At 66.2% G+C, this 15,667-nt stretch carries 12 protein-coding genes and 1 pseudogene; 5 read left to right on the top strand and 8 right to left on the bottom strand.

From position 1 onward, the window contains the following. Positions 1-219: 219 nt before the first annotated feature. Both ACIA73_RS37200 and ACIA73_RS37195 read right to left on the bottom strand, forming a co-directional pair. Complete coding sequence (locus ACIA73_RS37200) at positions 220-648, bottom strand: ester cyclase (RefSeq protein WP_399443399.1); 429 nt, start codon at positions 646-648, stop codon at positions 220-222. Positions 649-1,032: 384 nt separating this feature from the next. Further along, a complete protein-coding gene (locus tag ACIA73_RS37195) occupies positions 1,033-2,307 on the bottom strand; it encodes an RICIN domain-containing protein (RefSeq protein ID WP_399443398.1) in 1,275 nt (424 codons plus the stop codon). A 372-nt stretch (positions 2,308-2,679) separates the two neighbouring features. Between ACIA73_RS37195 and ACIA73_RS37190 the strand changes: the two genes are divergently transcribed. Further along, the gene (locus tag ACIA73_RS37190; protein WP_399443397.1) at positions 2,680-3,180 is read left to right on the top strand and encodes a hypothetical protein; all 501 of its coding nucleotides are present in this window, start codon (positions 2,680-2,682) and stop codon (positions 3,178-3,180) included. 97 nt (positions 3,181-3,277) lie between these two features. On the opposite strand, the gene ACIA73_RS37185 is transcribed toward ACIA73_RS37190, so the two are convergent. Then, positions 3,278-4,669 carry an amidase gene (locus ACIA73_RS37185; RefSeq protein WP_399443396.1) on the bottom strand — a complete coding sequence of 464 codons (1,392 nt, stop codon included), beginning with the start codon at positions 4,667-4,669 and terminating at the stop codon, positions 3,278-3,280. 439 nt (positions 4,670-5,108) lie between these two features. Continuing rightward, positions 5,109-6,959 (bottom strand): asparagine synthase (glutamine-hydrolyzing), encoded by a 1,851-nt coding sequence (gene asnB / locus ACIA73_RS37180; RefSeq protein ID WP_399443395.1) that lies wholly within the window; start codon positions 6,957-6,959, stop codon positions 5,109-5,111. Positions 6,960-7,736: 777 nt separating this feature from the next. On the opposite strand from asnB, the gene ACIA73_RS37175 reads away from it, so the two are divergent. Beyond that, on the top strand, positions 7,737-8,543 hold the full coding sequence (locus ACIA73_RS37175) for a GlxA family transcriptional regulator (protein WP_399443394.1): 807 nt from the start codon (positions 7,737-7,739) through the stop codon (positions 8,541-8,543). 146 nt (positions 8,544-8,689) lie between these two features. Beyond that, positions 8,690-9,508 (top strand): thioesterase family protein, encoded by an 819-nt coding sequence (locus ACIA73_RS37170; RefSeq protein ID WP_399443393.1) that lies wholly within the window; start codon positions 8,690-8,692, stop codon positions 9,506-9,508. A 142-nt stretch (positions 9,509-9,650) separates the two neighbouring features. Here the strand turns inward: ACIA73_RS37170 and ACIA73_RS37165 are convergent, their stop codons facing one another. After that, entirely contained in the window at positions 9,651-10,895 is a 1,245-nt protein-coding gene (locus tag ACIA73_RS37165; RefSeq protein ID WP_399443392.1) for a cytochrome P450, read from the bottom strand. Positions 10,896-10,962: 67 nt separating this feature from the next. On the opposite strand from ACIA73_RS37165, the gene ACIA73_RS37160 reads away from it, so the two are divergent. Together ACIA73_RS37160 and ACIA73_RS37155 are read left to right on the top strand one after the other, a co-directional pair. Next, entirely contained in the window at positions 10,963-11,928 is a 966-nt protein-coding gene (locus ACIA73_RS37160; protein WP_399443391.1) for a LysR family transcriptional regulator, read from the top strand. A 67-nt stretch (positions 11,929-11,995) separates the two neighbouring features. Beyond that, positions 11,996-13,570, top strand: coding sequence for an AlkA N-terminal domain-containing protein (locus ACIA73_RS37155; RefSeq protein WP_399443390.1), 1,575 nt, complete (start codon positions 11,996-11,998; stop codon positions 13,568-13,570). Here the strand turns inward: ACIA73_RS37155 and serA are convergent. The 3 genes and pseudogenes from serA to ACIA73_RS37140 all read right to left on the bottom strand — a co-directional run. Continuing rightward, positions 13,554-15,146, bottom strand: coding sequence for a phosphoglycerate dehydrogenase (gene serA / locus ACIA73_RS37150; protein ID WP_399443437.1), 1,593 nt, complete (start codon positions 15,144-15,146; stop codon positions 13,554-13,556). The genes ACIA73_RS37155 and serA overlap by 17 nt on opposite strands. Positions 15,147-15,161: 15 nt before the next feature. After that, the gene (fdxA, locus tag ACIA73_RS37145; protein ID WP_399443389.1) at positions 15,162-15,536 is read right to left on the bottom strand and encodes a ferredoxin; all 375 of its coding nucleotides are present in this window, start codon (positions 15,534-15,536) and stop codon (positions 15,162-15,164) included. A gap of 5 nt (positions 15,537-15,541) precedes the next feature. After that, a pseudogene (locus ACIA73_RS37140) lies at positions 15,542-15,667 on the bottom strand (2-oxoacid:ferredoxin oxidoreductase subunit beta); the annotation flags it as partial.

Raw genomic sequence — 15,667 nt, 5'->3', positions numbered from 1 at the left:
ACAAGGCACGTCCGCGGATCCTCGCCGACCCCAGTGACATCAGCCGCCGGGGTCGGCTACGCCAGCCCGTCGCAGTTCAACCGCGGATACCGGCGCCAATTCGGCACGGCCCCGAGCCAGGACGCACAACGCCACCAGCCGGCCTCTCTGCTGCAGGAGGCCCACAGCTGAGTTCACCGCATCGCGCTCACTCAGGGCCGCCGGGCGTACGTCGCTCGGTCAGGCGTCTGCCGGTTGCGCGATCTGCCGCATGAGACCCGCCAGGTCCGGCGCCACCCACTCCTCGGCAACCTCGTTCCCTACAACGCGGTACATCTCGATGCTGCGAAACCCGACCGTTCGCTGTGTCGCGGGCACGCCCTGGAACGGCCCCCCATGAGTGCCGCGGAAGGAGACCCGCACCGCCACCCTGTCGTCGACGGCGAACATCTCCTCGACGTCGATCCGCAGGTCGTGGAAGGCATCGAGCATGGCCCGCGTGCCCAGCTTCCAGGCCTCCCGCCCGTACACCGGATCCGGCAGCCCGGGAAGGTTGGCAATGAAGTCCGGCGCCGACAGACCGGCACACGCGTCGACGTCGCCGCTGTTCAGCAGGTCGTACGCGGTACGCAGGAGTGCCAGGCTCTTCTCCGTCGTGGTGTCGTTCATGGGGACCCTTCCTCTGACGGCCCGGGGTGCCCCAGGTCGGATACAACGGCCGGTGGGCCGCGCATGACCTCAGTGAAGTCCTTGGCCCCGCGTCAAGGTCAAGCTCCTCCCGTCCCTCCCCGCAGAGGGCTGCGGGGAGGGACGGGGGCTCTCAGTTAGCGCTGCTGGGGTGAGGAGAGAAGGTCTCGTTCGAAGCAGGGAACCTGCCCTCGGAAGAGTGGGCGCAGGGAGCTCCAAGGGCGTCGACCAGTTCGGCACCGCAGGGAAAGTGGCAGGCCGACACAGTTGTTCCTACCTCAGGACGCTACGAGCGCGGCACTCACCTTCTTGACGCCCGCACCGGCCTGCTCTCCGTCACCATCGTCGCTCACCGAGTGGGGTGGGCTACTCGACGACGGGGTGGAGGTAGAAGGTCTCGTTCGGGGCGGGGAAGGGGCCGAACTGGTCGGGCCACTGGATGGCCCACGCGCCGTCGCCGGTCTGGTTGCGGTTGATGTTGGCGTAGAGGCCGGTGGCATTGTTGCGCAGGAGGGTGAGGTTGGGGCGGGCGGCGTTGGGGTGTTCGAGGGTGAAGTTCTGGGTGTCGCGGGGGTATCCGCCGCCGCCGGGTTCGCCGTCGCGCGGGTGGCAGTCCCAGACGTTGAGGTAGTCCCCGGCCCGCGAGCTCTGCCCGTTCGCGACGTCGAGGCACTTGTTGCTGGCCTTGCTGACGATGCGGTAGAGGGGTCTACCGGAAGGGGAGTTGTAGCCGAGGGCGGCCAGGTACCACTGCTGGTTGGCGGCGCCGTTGGCGTGGTACTGGATGACGTGCGTGCCGTTGGCGGTCTCCCCCTGGTAGACGTCGAGCAGGCGGTCGCTGTTGTCGGCGTGGATGGTCAGGTCGACGGGTTCAGCGGCGGCCTGGAGGGAGCCGAAGCGAATCGGCCAGTGGTCGCTGCCGTAGTTGGGCAGCACGGTGGCCTGCCAGCGGTCGGTGGTGACGTCGGAGACCAGGTAGTCGAGCTCGTTGCCGTTCTGCTGGGTGGCCTGGCCGCTGTTGTAGATGCGGGCATCCGGGGGCAGACCGAGGCCGGGCAGGTTGGCCGGGTTGAAGTTGAAGTCGCCGAGCGCGGCCCACTCCAGGAAGCCGTTCGCGTCGGCGGCGTCCGAGATGCGGCGCAGCAGGGCGCCGGCGTCGTTGGGACGGCCGCCGTTGGAGGCAGCGTGGACGGAGGCGAAGAGGATGCCGTCGGTGCGGTTGACGACGCCGAGCGCGGGCCGGTAGACGCCGGCGATGTTCAGGACGTTGTCGGGCTGCCAGGCGGTGATCATGCCGAGGCTGCGGCTGGCGGTGCGCAGGATGTAGAGGTGGCGCAGGGGGCCGTTGTCGCCCTGCACCCACAGGTAGTGCTCGACGCCGTTGATCTGGCCCTGGTAGTGCGATCCTGCGGGTGCGCCGAGCGGCACTTCCTGGAGGGCAACGAGGTCGTGCGTGCCAGCGAGGTTGTAGGCGCCCGCCCAGCGGTCGGGGCCGGCCTGCATGTTCCAGGACGCGACGACGTGGCTGTCGGGGTTGGCGGCCTGCGCCGTACCGGTGGAGGCGACCAGGGCCGTGGCGGCGAGCAGCAGCGTCGCACAACCGGCCAGCAGGGCACGTAATCGGTGGCCTGCGCGGGGCATGCGTCTCGCGTACTGAGGAGTGGACGAATGGTCCGCCTGGGGCCTGCCCTCACGGCGGGGTCTGAAGGGATTCATGAGGGGACCATGCCACCGGAGGTACCGGAACGGGAGGGGAGGTCCAGCCAACTCACCTGCCTGATAAGGGCATTGAGGATGACCGGCCTTCTAACAACCTCGTGCACGATAAGGGCTGCCCTCGAAAAGGTGCTGACCAGCGGCTCGCACCTCGCGGCGAGTGGATCTCCTGAGCTGCGGTGACGCCAATAGTGCACGAGGTCGTTAGCGAGAGCGTCTCCCGCTGGGGCCCCGGACAAGAACAGACTCGTTCCACGACCTTCGTACAGATCGACGCCTTTTCGATGCAGCACTCGGTTGCCCGAAGTCCGCCTGGGCGAGCGGCGAACGGCGAAGACCTCCCTCAAGTGCGAGCACTATTCGCGGCAGTGCTGCTGGCACGCCACCACGGCCGCGCACTCGGTCGACAGGGTGCGAAGGCACGCGGGCAAGGTGCAGCGGCAGTCCCATCAGTGGAGCGTTTGGGAGCACCGCTCCCCGCTCTTTCAGATGATCGGTGGGCTCGAACTCCCGGTACAGCCCGTGGCAAACCGCCTGCGTCTACACGTGGAGCGGTCGTGGGACGGGCTGGATGATCTCGACGTCGTGCTGTTTCTGCTGCGGGGCTTCAGTTTCGCCGTCAGCAAGCACGGCGGCAATCCCGCCGGAGTCTCCCTCGTCCGGCTTACTCAGCCACACGTGGATGCGGACAAGGTCCTGGATGCCCTCCTGGAGGTGCTCGGAGTGAGCGAGGAGATCGTGGCATTCCGCGGCGACTTCCGGGACACACCAAGTGAGCGCACCACTGAAGGCCGATGACCCTGCGTAACACCCTTGGGTCTGCTGCAGTTTCAGGTGACAGGTTGACCTTGTCACCTAAAATTCCAGCAGACCCCTTTGCAGGGCGAACACTCAGTCAGATGTCGATGGCTAATTGTCCGCTCACTTTATGGGTGTTCTCATATGCGATGCCCGTGCGCAGCAGTTCCGGTTCGGCTAGAGGGCGTGCGATCAGTTGCATGCCGATCGGGAGACCGTCGTCGTATCCGACAGGAAGGGAGAGTGCCGGAAAACCCGTGACGTTAGCTGGTGCGGCGAGCCTGACGTAGGCATCCGTGGCGGTCTCAGTTGACCCGTCCGGCCAGTGCACTTTGGTCTGTTCACGCCCAAGTGCGGTACAAGGGACCGAGGGGGCGGCGATGACGTCGATGTCATCGAACATTCGTAGCCAACTGTTCCGAATGAGCGTGCGCGAGCGCTGGGCGCGCAGATAGTCGCCTGCCGTGATGAGTTGGCCGGCTTCAAGAAGAGCGCGGACGTCCTGAGTGTAAAGGTCTGGACTGGCCCGCAGTGTTCCTTCGTGCACTGATGCTGCTTCCGCGCCCATCAAGCCCCATTGCGTTGCCAGCAGATAGTTGGCGAGTGGGACTTCTATTCCGACGATGGTGGCTCCGAGGTCACCGAGGTGATCGATGGCAGTGCGCACCACCTGCTCCACATGAGCGTCCACCTTCTCGAAGAAGTAATTGCGGGGAATCCCTATGCGGAGTCCCCGTAGGTCTCCGCTCAGTGCGCACTCGCTGTGCTTGTTCGGGGACGCGATGCTGGCGGGGTCTCGTGGATCGTGACCTGCGAGGGCATCCAGGACCAGGGCGGCGTCTTGGGCGCTTCGAGTGAGAGTGCCGATGTGATCCAGTGACCAAGCCAGTGGGGCTGTGCCGTGGCGAGAGATGAGGCCGAAAGTCGGTTTGAGGCCGACGACACCGTTGAGCGCGGAGGGGACTCGCACAGAGCCCCCTGTGTCAGTGCCCAGTGCGAAGGTCGCCGATCCTGCGGCCACTGCCACCGCTGAACCCCCACTGGAGCCGCCGGCCATGCGGCTCGTGTCCCAGGGGTTGACTGTCTGAGGAGTGATCAGGCCGTAGGCGAATTCGTGAGTGTGGGTCTTGCCCATGAGTACGGTGCCTGCTGCTGCGAGCCGTTCCGCAACAGCGCTGTCCTCGGTCGGTGTGCGGTCCGCCCAGACTCGGGAGCATGCCGTGGTGGGTGTCCCTGCGGAGTCGATCACGTCTTTGAGGGCTACTGGGATGCCGTGCAGCGAGCCCCGATAGCGGCCGGCTTGGATCTCCTGTTCCGCATGGAGGGCCGACTCGCGTGCTGTGTCGGCCAGGACGGTGACGTATGCGTTGAGCGAGGGTTCGGTCGCCTCGCTGCGTCGCAGGACCGATTCGGTCAGCTCGACAGGGGACAGTTCCTTGGTAGCGATGGCCCGGGCAGCGGCAGACAGGCTGAGTTCATACGGCTTCATCGGCTGGCTCCTGAAGTGTGGGCGTTACAGCTTCCTCTTCAGGTTCCAAAAGCGTGGCCAGCGGGTTGTCGAAGGCCCGGAAGACCGGAGCGGGGGCGACTCCCGTGAGATCGAGTGTGCCCAGTACGTCGATGCGAGCTTGGATCTGCTCGGCCAGCACTGTGGCTCGGAGGGGTTGTTGGCCTGTCCCTGACGGGTCTGCGTGCAGCCCGTACGGTGCCTGAAGGGCCGCCGACTCTGGGGAGGTGATGGGGAGGGGCAACGGGGGTTCCTCTCTTGGCTAGAGATGGCTGGGGCAGGCAGCAGGCAGCAGGCAGCAGGCAGGGCGACAGTGGTGTCGAGCCCTTGGGTCACAGGTGACGCCTGCTTCCGTTGCGCCCGACGGCCCATTCGCGGGGGATACAAATGGGCCGCCGGGCAGTCTCAGAGGCTTGCGGTCCTACAGGTCAAGGGTGACGTTGTACGACTCGAGCCAGGCATTGAGAGACAGCGGGACTTCCAGGTCGATCCGGGTTATCTGGGTGCTCTCCGCACTGACCGGTCGAGTGAGCCGGTCGTTGACCGCCGGGAGGTCGAGCAGCGGGAGAATCGGGGCGTCGCTCTTGGAAGTAACTTCGGCGAGGCGATCGCGGAGCTTCTTCTCGTAGCCCGAGTCTTGAGTACTGGGGTAGGGAGCCTTGACGCGTTCCGCGATGGACTGAGGCAACACGTCGCGGGTGGCCGCGCGCAGCAGGCTCTTCTCGCGGCCGTCGAAGGTCTTCATGGCCCAAGGGGCGTTGAAGACGTACTCGACGAGTCGGTGATCACAGAAGGGCACGCGGACTTCCAGGCCCACTGCCATGCTCATGCGGTCTTTTCGGTCGAGCAGGGTATTCACGAAGCGGGTGAGGTTGAGGTAGCTCAGCTCCCTCATCCTGCGCTCCAGGCCGTCCTCGCCGGGGAGAACGGGAACCTCGGCGATGGCGGCGTCGTAGCTGGCCCGCCGACGGCCGAGGATGTCGAGTGATCCGATCAGGTTCTTGTCGAAGAGCGGGGTTCCGTCGTAGAACGGCCCGGGCGTCGAGGTGAGCCATGGGAAGGTCTGGGCCGTGAGGACTTCGGGGTCGTGGAACCAGCTGTAGCCGCCGAAGAGTTCGTCGGCCGATTCGCCGGAGAGGGCGACGGTCGAACGCTCGCGTACCGCACGGAAGAGAAGGTAGAGCGAAGGCCAGAGATCGCCGTACCAGACGGGCGGCAGGTCGGTGGCGCCGAGGACGGCGGCGCGGACGGCCGCGTCACTCAGGTCGTCGCTGTCGAGAAGGATCTCCTTGTGATCCGCCGCGACAAGTTCGGCCAGGTCGCGGACGAACGGGGCGTCGGGTGTACTGCGCAGCGGGTCCGGTACGAAGTTGTCGGCGGCGCCGACGAAGTCGACCGAGAAGGAGCGGACGGGGCCGGCGCCGTCGGCCTTCAGGGCCCGGGCGGCGAGCGAGGTGATCGCCGAGGAGTCCAGGCCGCCGGAGAGGAGGCTGCACAGGGGAACGTCGGAGATAAGCTGGCGGGAGACGATGTCTTCGAGGAGTTCCCGCACCGTGCTGATGGTCTTTTCCAGGGAGTCGGTGTGCTCCTTGGCCTCCAGCGCCCAGTACTGGCGCTTGGTCAACCCCTCGCGGCGTACGCGGACAAGGTGCCCGGGGCGGACCTCGTACATGCCGGTGAAGATGGCGTGCTCGGGGGTCTTGACCATGTCAAGGATCTCCCGGAGGCCATCCGCGTTCACGCGGCGGGGGATCTCCGGGTTGGCCAGGATCGCTTTGGGTTCCGAGCCGAACAGCACGCCGTTCGCGGTCGGGAAGTAGTAGAGGGGCTTGACGCCCATCCGGTCGCGAAACAGGACGAGTTCTTCGCGCCGAACGTCCCAGATGGCGAACGCGAACATCCCGTTGAGCTTGTCGACCAGGTCCTCACCCCACTGGAGATAGGCGCGCAGCACCACCTCGGTGTCGCTCTGGGTGCGGAAGTGGTGGCCGCGGGAGATGAGCTCGGAGCGCAGCTCACGGAAGTTGTAGATCTCACCGCTGAAGGTCAGGACGGCCAGGGGACGCCCCGCCTCGTCGGCGACCATCGGCTGCAGGCCGCCTTCCAGGTCGATCACCGACAGGCGGCGATGGCCTATGGCGGCGTGGCGGTCGAGCCAGACGCCGTCCGCATCCGGGCCGCGCAAGGCCATGGTCCGGGTCATCGCCTCGATTGTGGCGCGCTCCCGGGTCAGGTCACGCTCAAAGTCCACCCAGCCGACAATTCCGCACATGGGGGAATTCCTCCTAAATGTAATGATGGGCTATCTGAAGTACCGGCCGCGCCAGAGACCCGGGACACACGGGTGAAGTTGGGCTGCACAACAGCAGAGCCCTGGGCGAGTTGGGGCAGCCAGACCTTTTCGAGCGGCATGAAGCACTTGACGGCATGCGTCTGCACACCCGTCCTGCAGTACGGAGCCCTCTGATCCGTGAGCAGTTGAGCAGGTGTCAGTGAGCCGCGGCTGGCAGATCTGCGACGTCACCTTGCCGACTGTTCGACGGTGTCGCATTCCTGCCAAGGGTTCGTCGACCGAGCGTCCACCGTCTTCGCTGGTCAAGGTTTTGGGATCTTGGAGTGCCGTGACGGCCTGTCCCAATCGCGCGTCTTCCGGGACAAGGTCAGGCAGTGCCTACTTAGGCAAGTCATCCCTCGTCGGGGGCCCGCAGCCGCATCCTCGCGGGGCAGAGAAGGTGGCCAGTGCCGCCCGCACAGCCACCCGTACGCAGTCGCTCGACGCCGTACCGCGACGGCAATGTTCGCCTGCTACTTCGGCAAGATCGTGTTGACCAGTTGTGATTTGACGGTAACGGTATGGAACATGTCCATATCTGTGGCCTTAGTGATCACCTCTGCTACCCCCAGTCTTGAAGTCACAGCTACGCGTGAGGTCTTTGGAGCACACAGGTCCGCTCCTGCGACGCCCTGGTACGACTTCACTGTCTTCAGACCCGCGCACACGCAGGGCTGCGCCTGCCTGTCCCCCACTGGATACCGAAGCCTGGACGAGTTGTCCCGGGCGCACACCGTCATCGTCCCCGGGCTCCCGGACATCACCGCTCCGCCACCTGCCGACCTCGTCGAGGCGGTACGTGCCGCGCACGCGGGCGGCGCTCGGGTCGTGTCGCTCTACACCGGGGTGTTCGTGCTGGCGAGCGCCGGTCTGCTCGACGGTCGCCGAGCCGCCGCTCACTGGAGTTACGCCGACGCCCTGATCACCCGGTATCCACGCGTCAAGGTCGATCCCGACGCGCTGCACGCGGATGAGAAGGGCATCCTCACCTCGGTGGGCCAGACGGCAAGCCTTGAGATGTTCCTTCACCTCGTGCGGCTCGACCACGGAGCTGCCGCGGCCCATGCTCTTGCGCGCCGGCTGGTCATGCCGGCCTACCCCGCAGAAGGGCAGGCCCAGTTCCACGCCTCCGTCGGCCTCGAGGAGAACGAGCACCTTCTCACCGACCTGCTGGCCTGGATCAGCACTCATTTGGACAGCCAGTTGAGCGTTGCCGACATGGCGCAGCAGGCAAACGTGAGCCGGCGGACGCTGACCCGCTATTTCAACACCGTCACCGGCACGACACCGCTGCAATGGCTCCTGACCCAACGGGTGGAGCAGGCCCAGCGCCTGCTGGAGAAGTCGCACTTCAGTGTCGAGCAGATCGCCGCGCAGACCGGTATGGGAACGGCGGCCACGCTGCGCCGCCATTTCAGCCGTATCGTGGGAATCCCCCCGCACGCCTACCGGCACTACTACCAGGCCCACGCCGCGGGAGCCTCGGTTCCGCCCCGAGTCACCCAGGTTCAGCCCGTCGTGTGACGGCCTACGCCATTCCGCTCCAAAAGCGGCCGCCCCTCTTCCTCCCTGCTCTCCCCTGCTCTCCGGGCCCGTACCTCCCTGGCCCCTGCTGCCCGGCCCGCACCGCACAAACACCTCCCCGGACACTCTACGAAGAGAGATTGATCATGGCTGTCCGTACACCCCCTGCCAGCCCCGCGCTGCCCGAAGCCTTCTATCGCGATCTCGGGCAGGGGCGGTATGAGAGCACCTCCGCCACGGCGGGGCCCTGGAGCCCGAAGAGCCAGCACGGCGGGCCCCCTTCGGCGTTGCTGGGGCGGGCCCTGGAGCAGCACGGGCCACGACCGGGATTTCGTTTCACCAGGATCACCGTCGAACTGCCGCGTCCGGTACCGGTGGCCGACCTCCATGTGAAGGTGCGGACCGTCCATTCCGGCCGGCGCGCCGAGCTGCTGGAGGGAGAACTGACCTCGGGCGGAGAGCCGGTGCTACTCGCCCGGGCCTGGCGCATGGTGGCCAGTCCGGCCACCACCCCTTCGCTGCGACCTGTGGCGGACTCGCCGCTCCGACTGCCCGGGGTTCAGCCGCAGCACACCATGCGCGGTGCCCATCTGGAGGGATACCTGGCCGCCATGGAGTGGCGGTTCGCGCCCGGGATGGGCTTCGACACCGCGGGCCCGGGCACGGCGTGGGCACGGCAGCGCGTGCCACTGATCGCCGGAACCGCGGACACTCCGCTGACCCGGGCGCTCACCCTGGTGGACAGCAGCTGGGCAGTGGCCTTCGAACTTGATCACCACCAGCAGCTCGTGATCAACACCGACATCACACTGGCGCTCCACCGCGACCCGGTCGGGGAGTGGTTCTGCCTGCGCTCGGCCACCGCGGCCAGCCCCGGTGGTTCGGGCCTGGCCCAGGGGTACCTGGACGACCAGGCAGGTGACTGTGGTCGTGTCCTGCAGACCTTGCTGATCAGTGAGACCTGACCAGCAAGGCAACGCCCGCCGCCCCTCCCGGCACCCGGCAAGGGGCGGAAGGGGCGGAGAGCAGGCTCCACAAGGCGGCCGTCTCTTCAGCGCAATGGGGAGTCGCATGCGACGCATCGCAGGGACGTACCGATCAGAACCGTCAGTTGGGCCAGCGCACGCGCAGGCTCCGCGGACCGCGGAAGGAGATATTGGCCGGGAAGTCGAAGTCCTGGCCGTCGATCAACTTCATGTGCGGTGCCCGTTGAGCCAGCAGATCCAGGGCGATGCGGGCCTCCATACGGGCCAACGGCGCGCCGATGCAGTAGTGGATGCCCTTGCCGAAGGCAAGGTGCGCACGTGCGTCCTCGCGCTGGATGTCGAAGGTCTCCGGCTCCGCGAAGTGCCCCGGGTCCCGGTTGGCGGCACCAAGGAGCAGCAACACCTTGGCCTCGGCCGGGATGTCGACGCCATCCACGTTCACGGCCTGGGTCGTGATGCGACGCCACGCAGGAATACTGCTGTCGAAGCGCAGCATCTCCTCGACGGCCTGCGGGACGAGCGACCGGTCGGCACAGAGCGCCTTCCACTGCTCCGGGTTGGCGAGGAGCTGACGGATCGCGTTGCCGGTGAAGCTCGTCGTGGTCTCGTGGCCGGCGAAGCTGAGCCCATAGGCAACGTTGGTGATGTCCGCGATCGACAGCGCGTCCGGGTCCTGCTGGTGGATCCGGATCAGGTCGCTGGTGAAGTCGTCGACCGGGTTGGCCGCGCGCTTGGCAACGAACTCCTCGCAGTACGCCCAGTAGTTGACCATGTTGTTGGCGATGTCGCGCTGCTCGTCCGGGCTGGGACGGCCCCAGCTGAACGCGATGCGGTTACCGCACCACGACTTGAGCATGTCCATGTCTTCGTCGGGAAAGCCGATGAAAGTGAAGATCATGTAGGCGGGCAGTGGGTAGGTCAGCGCAGACACGAGGTCGACTTCGCCCGGCTCGATCGCGTCGACGAGCTCGGTGGCCTTGGCCCAGACCTTCGGCTCCAGCACGGATATCCGCCGGGCGGAGAAGCCCTTCTGATTGTGCCGTCGTATACGCGTGTGCCGCGGCGGGTCACAGTCCGACATCACCGGGTAGGCGCGGAAGCCGTCCTTGATGATGGCCTGCGCATCACCGCTCAGCGGGAACACCGGCCGCTGTCCCACTTGCGCGGAAAACGCGCCGGGGTTCATAAGGATCTTCTGGATGTCGTCGTATCGAGTCACCACCCACATGTCGATCGACGGGGCATAGAAGGCAGGTGTCTCATCCCGGACAGCCGAATGGATCGGATACGGATCGGCCACGTAGGAATCACCCAACGGGTCGAAATTCTGGTGAACCGGGCATGATGCCGTTTCGGGTGGCGTCATTACTCAACCTCCTGGACTCGATGCCCCCAGTCTCCGTCATCCCAACTCTCTTGAAAACGTGAATAATATGGACGCTATCCAGGGTTTTCCTCATACCCCCGAGCGAATAAGTCTGCGCCAGCTGGACTATTTCGTGACCGCAGCCGACGCCGGGACCATAACAGGTGCTGCTCAGCGCCTGTACGTCTCGCAGTCCGCAGTATCGGCAGGCCTCAGTGAACTTGAGCACCAGCTGAGGGTGCAACTGCTGATCCGCGCCAAGGCAAAGGGGCTGGCACTGACGGCAGCCGGCCGCCGCCTGCTGCCGGAGGCCCGCGCGCTCTTGGCCCGCTGTGAGGAACTACAGCTCAGCATGCGCGAGTTGGGGCAGGCATCGACCGGAAAGCTGGTGATCGGGTGCTTCACCACGATGGCGCCCTTTCTCCTGCCCCGCCTCCTGGAGGGCTTCCAGGCCAGGCATCCCGAGGTAACCCTTGACTTCGTCGAGGGCTCGCTCACCGAGTTGCAGCAGTTCCTGCGGGAGGGCCGCTGCGAACTCGCCGTTCTCTACGGCGTCGACATCGAGTCCGGTATCGAATTCGAAACCCTCTTCGCAACCGGACCCCATGTCTTGCTGTCCCCCACACACCCGCTCGCGAGCAGGGATCGTATCTGCCTGGCCGACCTTGCCGAACACCACATGATCATGCTGGATGTGCCGCCGAGTCAGCAGTACTTCAGCAAGGTACTCACTAACGCCGGAATCCACCCCGTCATTCGTCATCGCACGCAGAGTTTCGAGATGGTGCGCAGTCTTGTCGCACGCGGCGTCGGGTACTCCCTGCTCATCCAGCGCCCGGTGCTGGATCTCAGCTACGAGGGACGTCAGCTGCAGCTGCGCGGCATTACCGATGAGATCGAGCCGCTTCCGGTCGTCCTGGCACACCCGACAGGCGCGCAACTCACCCGTCGAGCCGCCGCATTTGCCACTTTCTGCCGATCTTCGATGGCAGCCCTACCACAGAGCGAGGAGAGAGATGGATCCCTCCGGTGAATTCCCCACAAGGGTTGTGTCGAAAAGCCGCCAGCCTGAAAGGGAGTCCATTGGTCATGCTGGCCAGATGCATGAAGACACGGAGCGATGCATTCGGGCAGTGCAGTCCAAGGACGCCCGGTTCGACGGCTGGTTCTTCACCGCGGTACTCACCACCAAGATCTACTGTCGGCCCAGTTGCCCGGTGGTGCCGCCGAAACCGAAGAACATGAGCTTCCACCCGAGCGCGGCGGCGGCCCAACAGGCCGGCTTCCGGGCCTGCAAACGGTGCCGCCCCGATGCGACCCCGGGCTCACCGGAGTGGAATGAACGAGCGGACCTCGCGGCCCGGGCGATCCGGCTGATCAACGACGGCGTGGTCGATCGCGAAGGTGTTCCCGGACTGGCGGCCCGGCTGGGATACAGCACACGCCAGATCGAGCGGCAGCTGCGTGCGGAGGTCGGCGCCGGCCCCTCCGCACTGGCGCGCGCGCAACGCGCCCAAGCCGCCCGGACGCTGATAGAGAACAGCACGCTGCCCATGACCGAGGTGGCCTTCGCTGCCGGCTTCTCGTCCATCCGCGCCTTCAACGACACGATACGGACCGTCTTTGCGCTCACTCCCACCGAACTGCGTCACCGCAGTCACCCCACGCAGGTGGCGGGCACGCTCGTGCTGAAGCTTCCGTTCCGCGCACCGCTGTGTCCGGACAACCTCTTCGGTCACCTGGTGGCCACGGCCGTACCCGGAGTGGAGGAGTGGCGGGCCGGGGCCTACCGTCGCACTCTGCGTCTGCCGCACGGCCCCGGTATCGCCGAACTGCGGCCCGGCGCCGGTTCCTTCATCCAGTGCCGGCTGACCTTGTCGGACCCACGGGACCTGACCACGGCGATCAACCGGTGCCGACGCCTGCTGGATCTGGATGCAGACACCGTCGCGATCGATGAACTGCTCGGTGCGGACCCCGTGTTGGCCCCTCTGGTGGGCAAGACGCCAGGCCGACGGGTGCCTCAGACCGTGGACGGCGCGGAGTTCGCGATCCGGGCCATGCTCGGACAGCAGATCTCCACGACAGCGGCCCGCACACATGCGGCTCGCCTGGTGGCCGCCCACGGGCAGCCCATCGCGGATCCTGGCGGCGGGCTCACCCATCTGTTCCCCACTCCGGCCGACCTTGCCGACCTCGACCCGGCCTCACTCGCCTTGCCGAACAAGCGCAAGGAGGCGATCGTCACGCTCGTCAAGGAACTCGCCGCCGGTCTGATCGACCTAGGAGCGGGCAGTGACTGGCAGGAAGCGCGGCGCCAGTTGAGTGCCCTGCCGGGAGTCGGTCCATGGACAGTGGAGAGCATCGCCATGCGCGCACTCGGCGACCCGGATGCCTTCCCCGCGACCGACCTCGGCCTCAAGCATGCCGCCACCGAACTGGGACTGCCCGACACCCTGGGCGCCTTGGACCGTCGCGCACGGGCTTGGCAGCCTTGGCGCGCCTACGCTGTGCAGCACCTATGGGCCATGGGCGATCACCCGATCAACGACATGCCCACCAGCGACATCGTCGCGACCCCCGTGCCCACGTCGCCCCTTTCGATTCCCGTCGGACTTCTCGCCGGCGATGCTCTCCACCGCATCAATCCGGCGCCGATCAGACCGCAAGGTTGACGAAACGTGCCGAGCTGGTGCCGATGGCGTCGGTGATCTCACTGAGGAAGAGGGACGGAACGACATCGTCGACAGTCAGCGCCATAGCGGCCTCTCCCCCTTCGGTGACGCGAGCAACCTGCATGTTCGCGATGTTGATGCCCGCCTCTCCAAGGATCCGTCCGATGGAGCCGACCATCCCGGGCATGTCCTTGTACTGGAGGAACAGCATGTGGTCGGTGATGTCCAGGTCGATGTCGTAATCACCGATCCCTGCGATCTTGGGCAGCTGCCGGATACCGGCAAGCGTGCCGGAGATCGAGGTCGTACGGCCGTCCGTGAACGTCCCCCGCACCCTGATCAGGATGCGGTGCCGGTCATTTTCCGAGCTCGTGGTGAAGTGCACACTCACCCCACGGACCTGCGCGTACAAGGGAGCATTCACCAATGTGACCGCTTCGGCATCCGAGGTCTCGAAAACCCCCCGGAGGGTCGAAAGTTCAAGTACCTTCACGTCGTGCCGGACGAGTTCGCCGTGCACTTCGATGTCGAGCCGCGCCACCTCCTCACCTTCGGCCAGCGCGGCGAATACCCGGCCGAGCTTGTACGCCAGAGGCACGGCCGGCCGGACCTGCTCGGCGGGCGGGCCCCCGTGCACGTTGACCGCGTCCACCACTAGCTCACCGGCGAGCACCTGGCGCACGGAGTGAGCCACCGCGACGCCCGCCTTCTCCTGGGCCTCGCCGGTCGCGGCGCCGATGTGGGGTGTGACAACCACGTTCTCGCAGTCGAACAGCGGAGAGGCCGTGCAAGGTTCGCTGGCGAAGACGTCGAGCCCCGCAGCCGCAACCCGGCCCTCCCGCAGCGCCGCGGCAAGCGCCTCCTCGTCGACGATGCCACCGCGCGCGGCATTGACGATGCGTACGGTCGGCTTGACGCGACTCAGCGCCTCATGGCCGATCAGCCCCATGGTCTCTGGGGTCTTCGGTAAATGCACCGTGATGAAGTCAGCACTCTCCAGCAGGGCGTCGAACGGCAGGAGCCGGACCCCTGCCTGCGCCGCCACGGCCGCGGGGACATGGGGGTCGTAGGCCACGACGTTCATTCCGAAGGCCTTCATGCGGTGCGCCACGAGCTGGCCGATGCGCCCCAGTCCGACGACTCCGAGGGTCTTGCCGGCCAGCTCCACACCGACGTACTTGCTGCGCTTCCACTCGCCGGCCTTGAGCGAAGCGTTGGCCTGCGGGATGTGGCGGGCAATGGCCAGCAGCAGGCCGCAGGCGAGCTCGGCGGCGGTGACGATGTTCGACATAGGGGCGTTGACCACCATGACGCCCGCCCGGGTCGCGGCCGGGAGGTCGACATTGTCCAGGCCGACACCTGCACGCGCGACGACCTTGAGCCGGCGCGCGGCGGCGATGGCCTCCGCGTCCACTTGCGTCGCGGAACGGATCAGGAGCGCATCGGCTTCGGCAAGCGCGGTGAGCAGCTCGACCCGATCAGCACCGTTGCACCGCCGAATCTCGACGTCCGGGCCCAGTGTCTCCACAGTCGCGGGGGAGAGTTCTTCAGCGATCAGTACGACAGGCTTGTTCATCGACTTCATCGACACTCACTTCGTGGCGGGGATGCCGGTTCGATCTCCGGCGAGAGCAGGGGATGACAAGGCCGGGGCGGCCCGTGGTAGGGCCTCGACGACCGGGTGATCCTCAGCGAACGGGGCTTGTCCGCTGGCGCCGCCGGGTGTGCCGACGGCGTCGAAGATCTCCCGGTCGGCCGTAGTGAAGGCCGACCATTCGGACGGCACCGCGTCCTCGTAGAAGATCGCCTCGACGGGGCACACCGGCTCGCAGGCGCCGCAGTCGACGCATTCGTCCGGCTGTATGTACAGCTTGCGCTGTCCTTCGTAGATGCAGTCGACCGGGCACTCCTCGATGCAGGCCTTGTCCTTGAGGTCCACACAGGGTTGGGCGATCACATAGGCCATGATTCTCAACTCTCCACATTCCAGGAATCTCTACCGGCGAGCAGTGCGCCGAGGTCGCCCTTGCCGTTCCGTTCGATCGCGGCGTCCAGTTGGTCGGACATCAAGGTGTCGTACACCGGGCGGTCGACGGA

This window comes from Streptomyces sp. NPDC051561 (assembly GCF_044454195.1).
In the GTDB taxonomy this organism is placed as follows: Bacteria; Actinomycetota; Actinomycetes; order Streptomycetales; family Streptomycetaceae; genus Streptomyces.
The sequence above is the reverse complement of the archived record's forward strand: the minus strand, read 5'-3'. Positions and strand labels throughout refer to the sequence as shown.

What these genes read in the sequence shown, in the direction of transcription:
- ACIA73_RS37200 (WP_399443399.1), bottom strand. Translation starts at nt 648, where the DNA reads ATGAACGACACCACGACGGAGAAGAGCCTGGCACTCCTGCGTACCGCG.
- ACIA73_RS37195 (WP_399443398.1), bottom strand. Translation starts at nt 2,307, where the DNA reads ATGCCCCGCGCAGGCCACCGATTACGTGCCCTGCTGGCCGGTTGTGCG.
- ACIA73_RS37185 (WP_399443396.1), bottom strand. Translation starts at nt 4,669, where the DNA reads ATGAAGCCGTATGAACTCAGCCTGTCTGCCGCTGCCCGGGCCATCGCT.
- asnB (WP_399443395.1), bottom strand. Translation starts at nt 6,959, where the DNA reads ATGTGCGGAATTGTCGGCTGGGTGGACTTTGAGCGTGACCTGACCCGG.
- ACIA73_RS37170 (WP_399443393.1), top strand. Translation starts at nt 8,690, where the DNA reads ATGGCTGTCCGTACACCCCCTGCCAGCCCCGCGCTGCCCGAAGCCTTC.
- ACIA73_RS37165 (WP_399443392.1), bottom strand. Translation starts at nt 10,895, where the DNA reads ATGACGCCACCCGAAACGGCATCATGCCCGGTTCACCAGAATTTCGAC.
- ACIA73_RS37160 (WP_399443391.1), top strand. Translation starts at nt 10,963, where the DNA reads ATGGACGCTATCCAGGGTTTTCCTCATACCCCCGAGCGAATAAGTCTG.
- ACIA73_RS37155 (WP_399443390.1), top strand. Translation starts at nt 11,996, where the DNA reads ATGCATGAAGACACGGAGCGATGCATTCGGGCAGTGCAGTCCAAGGAC.
- serA (WP_399443437.1), bottom strand. Translation starts at nt 15,146, where the DNA reads ATGAACAAGCCTGTCGTACTGATCGCTGAAGAACTCTCCCCCGCGACT.
- fdxA (WP_399443389.1), bottom strand. Translation starts at nt 15,536, where the DNA reads ATGGCCTATGTGATCGCCCAACCCTGTGTGGACCTCAAGGACAAGGCC.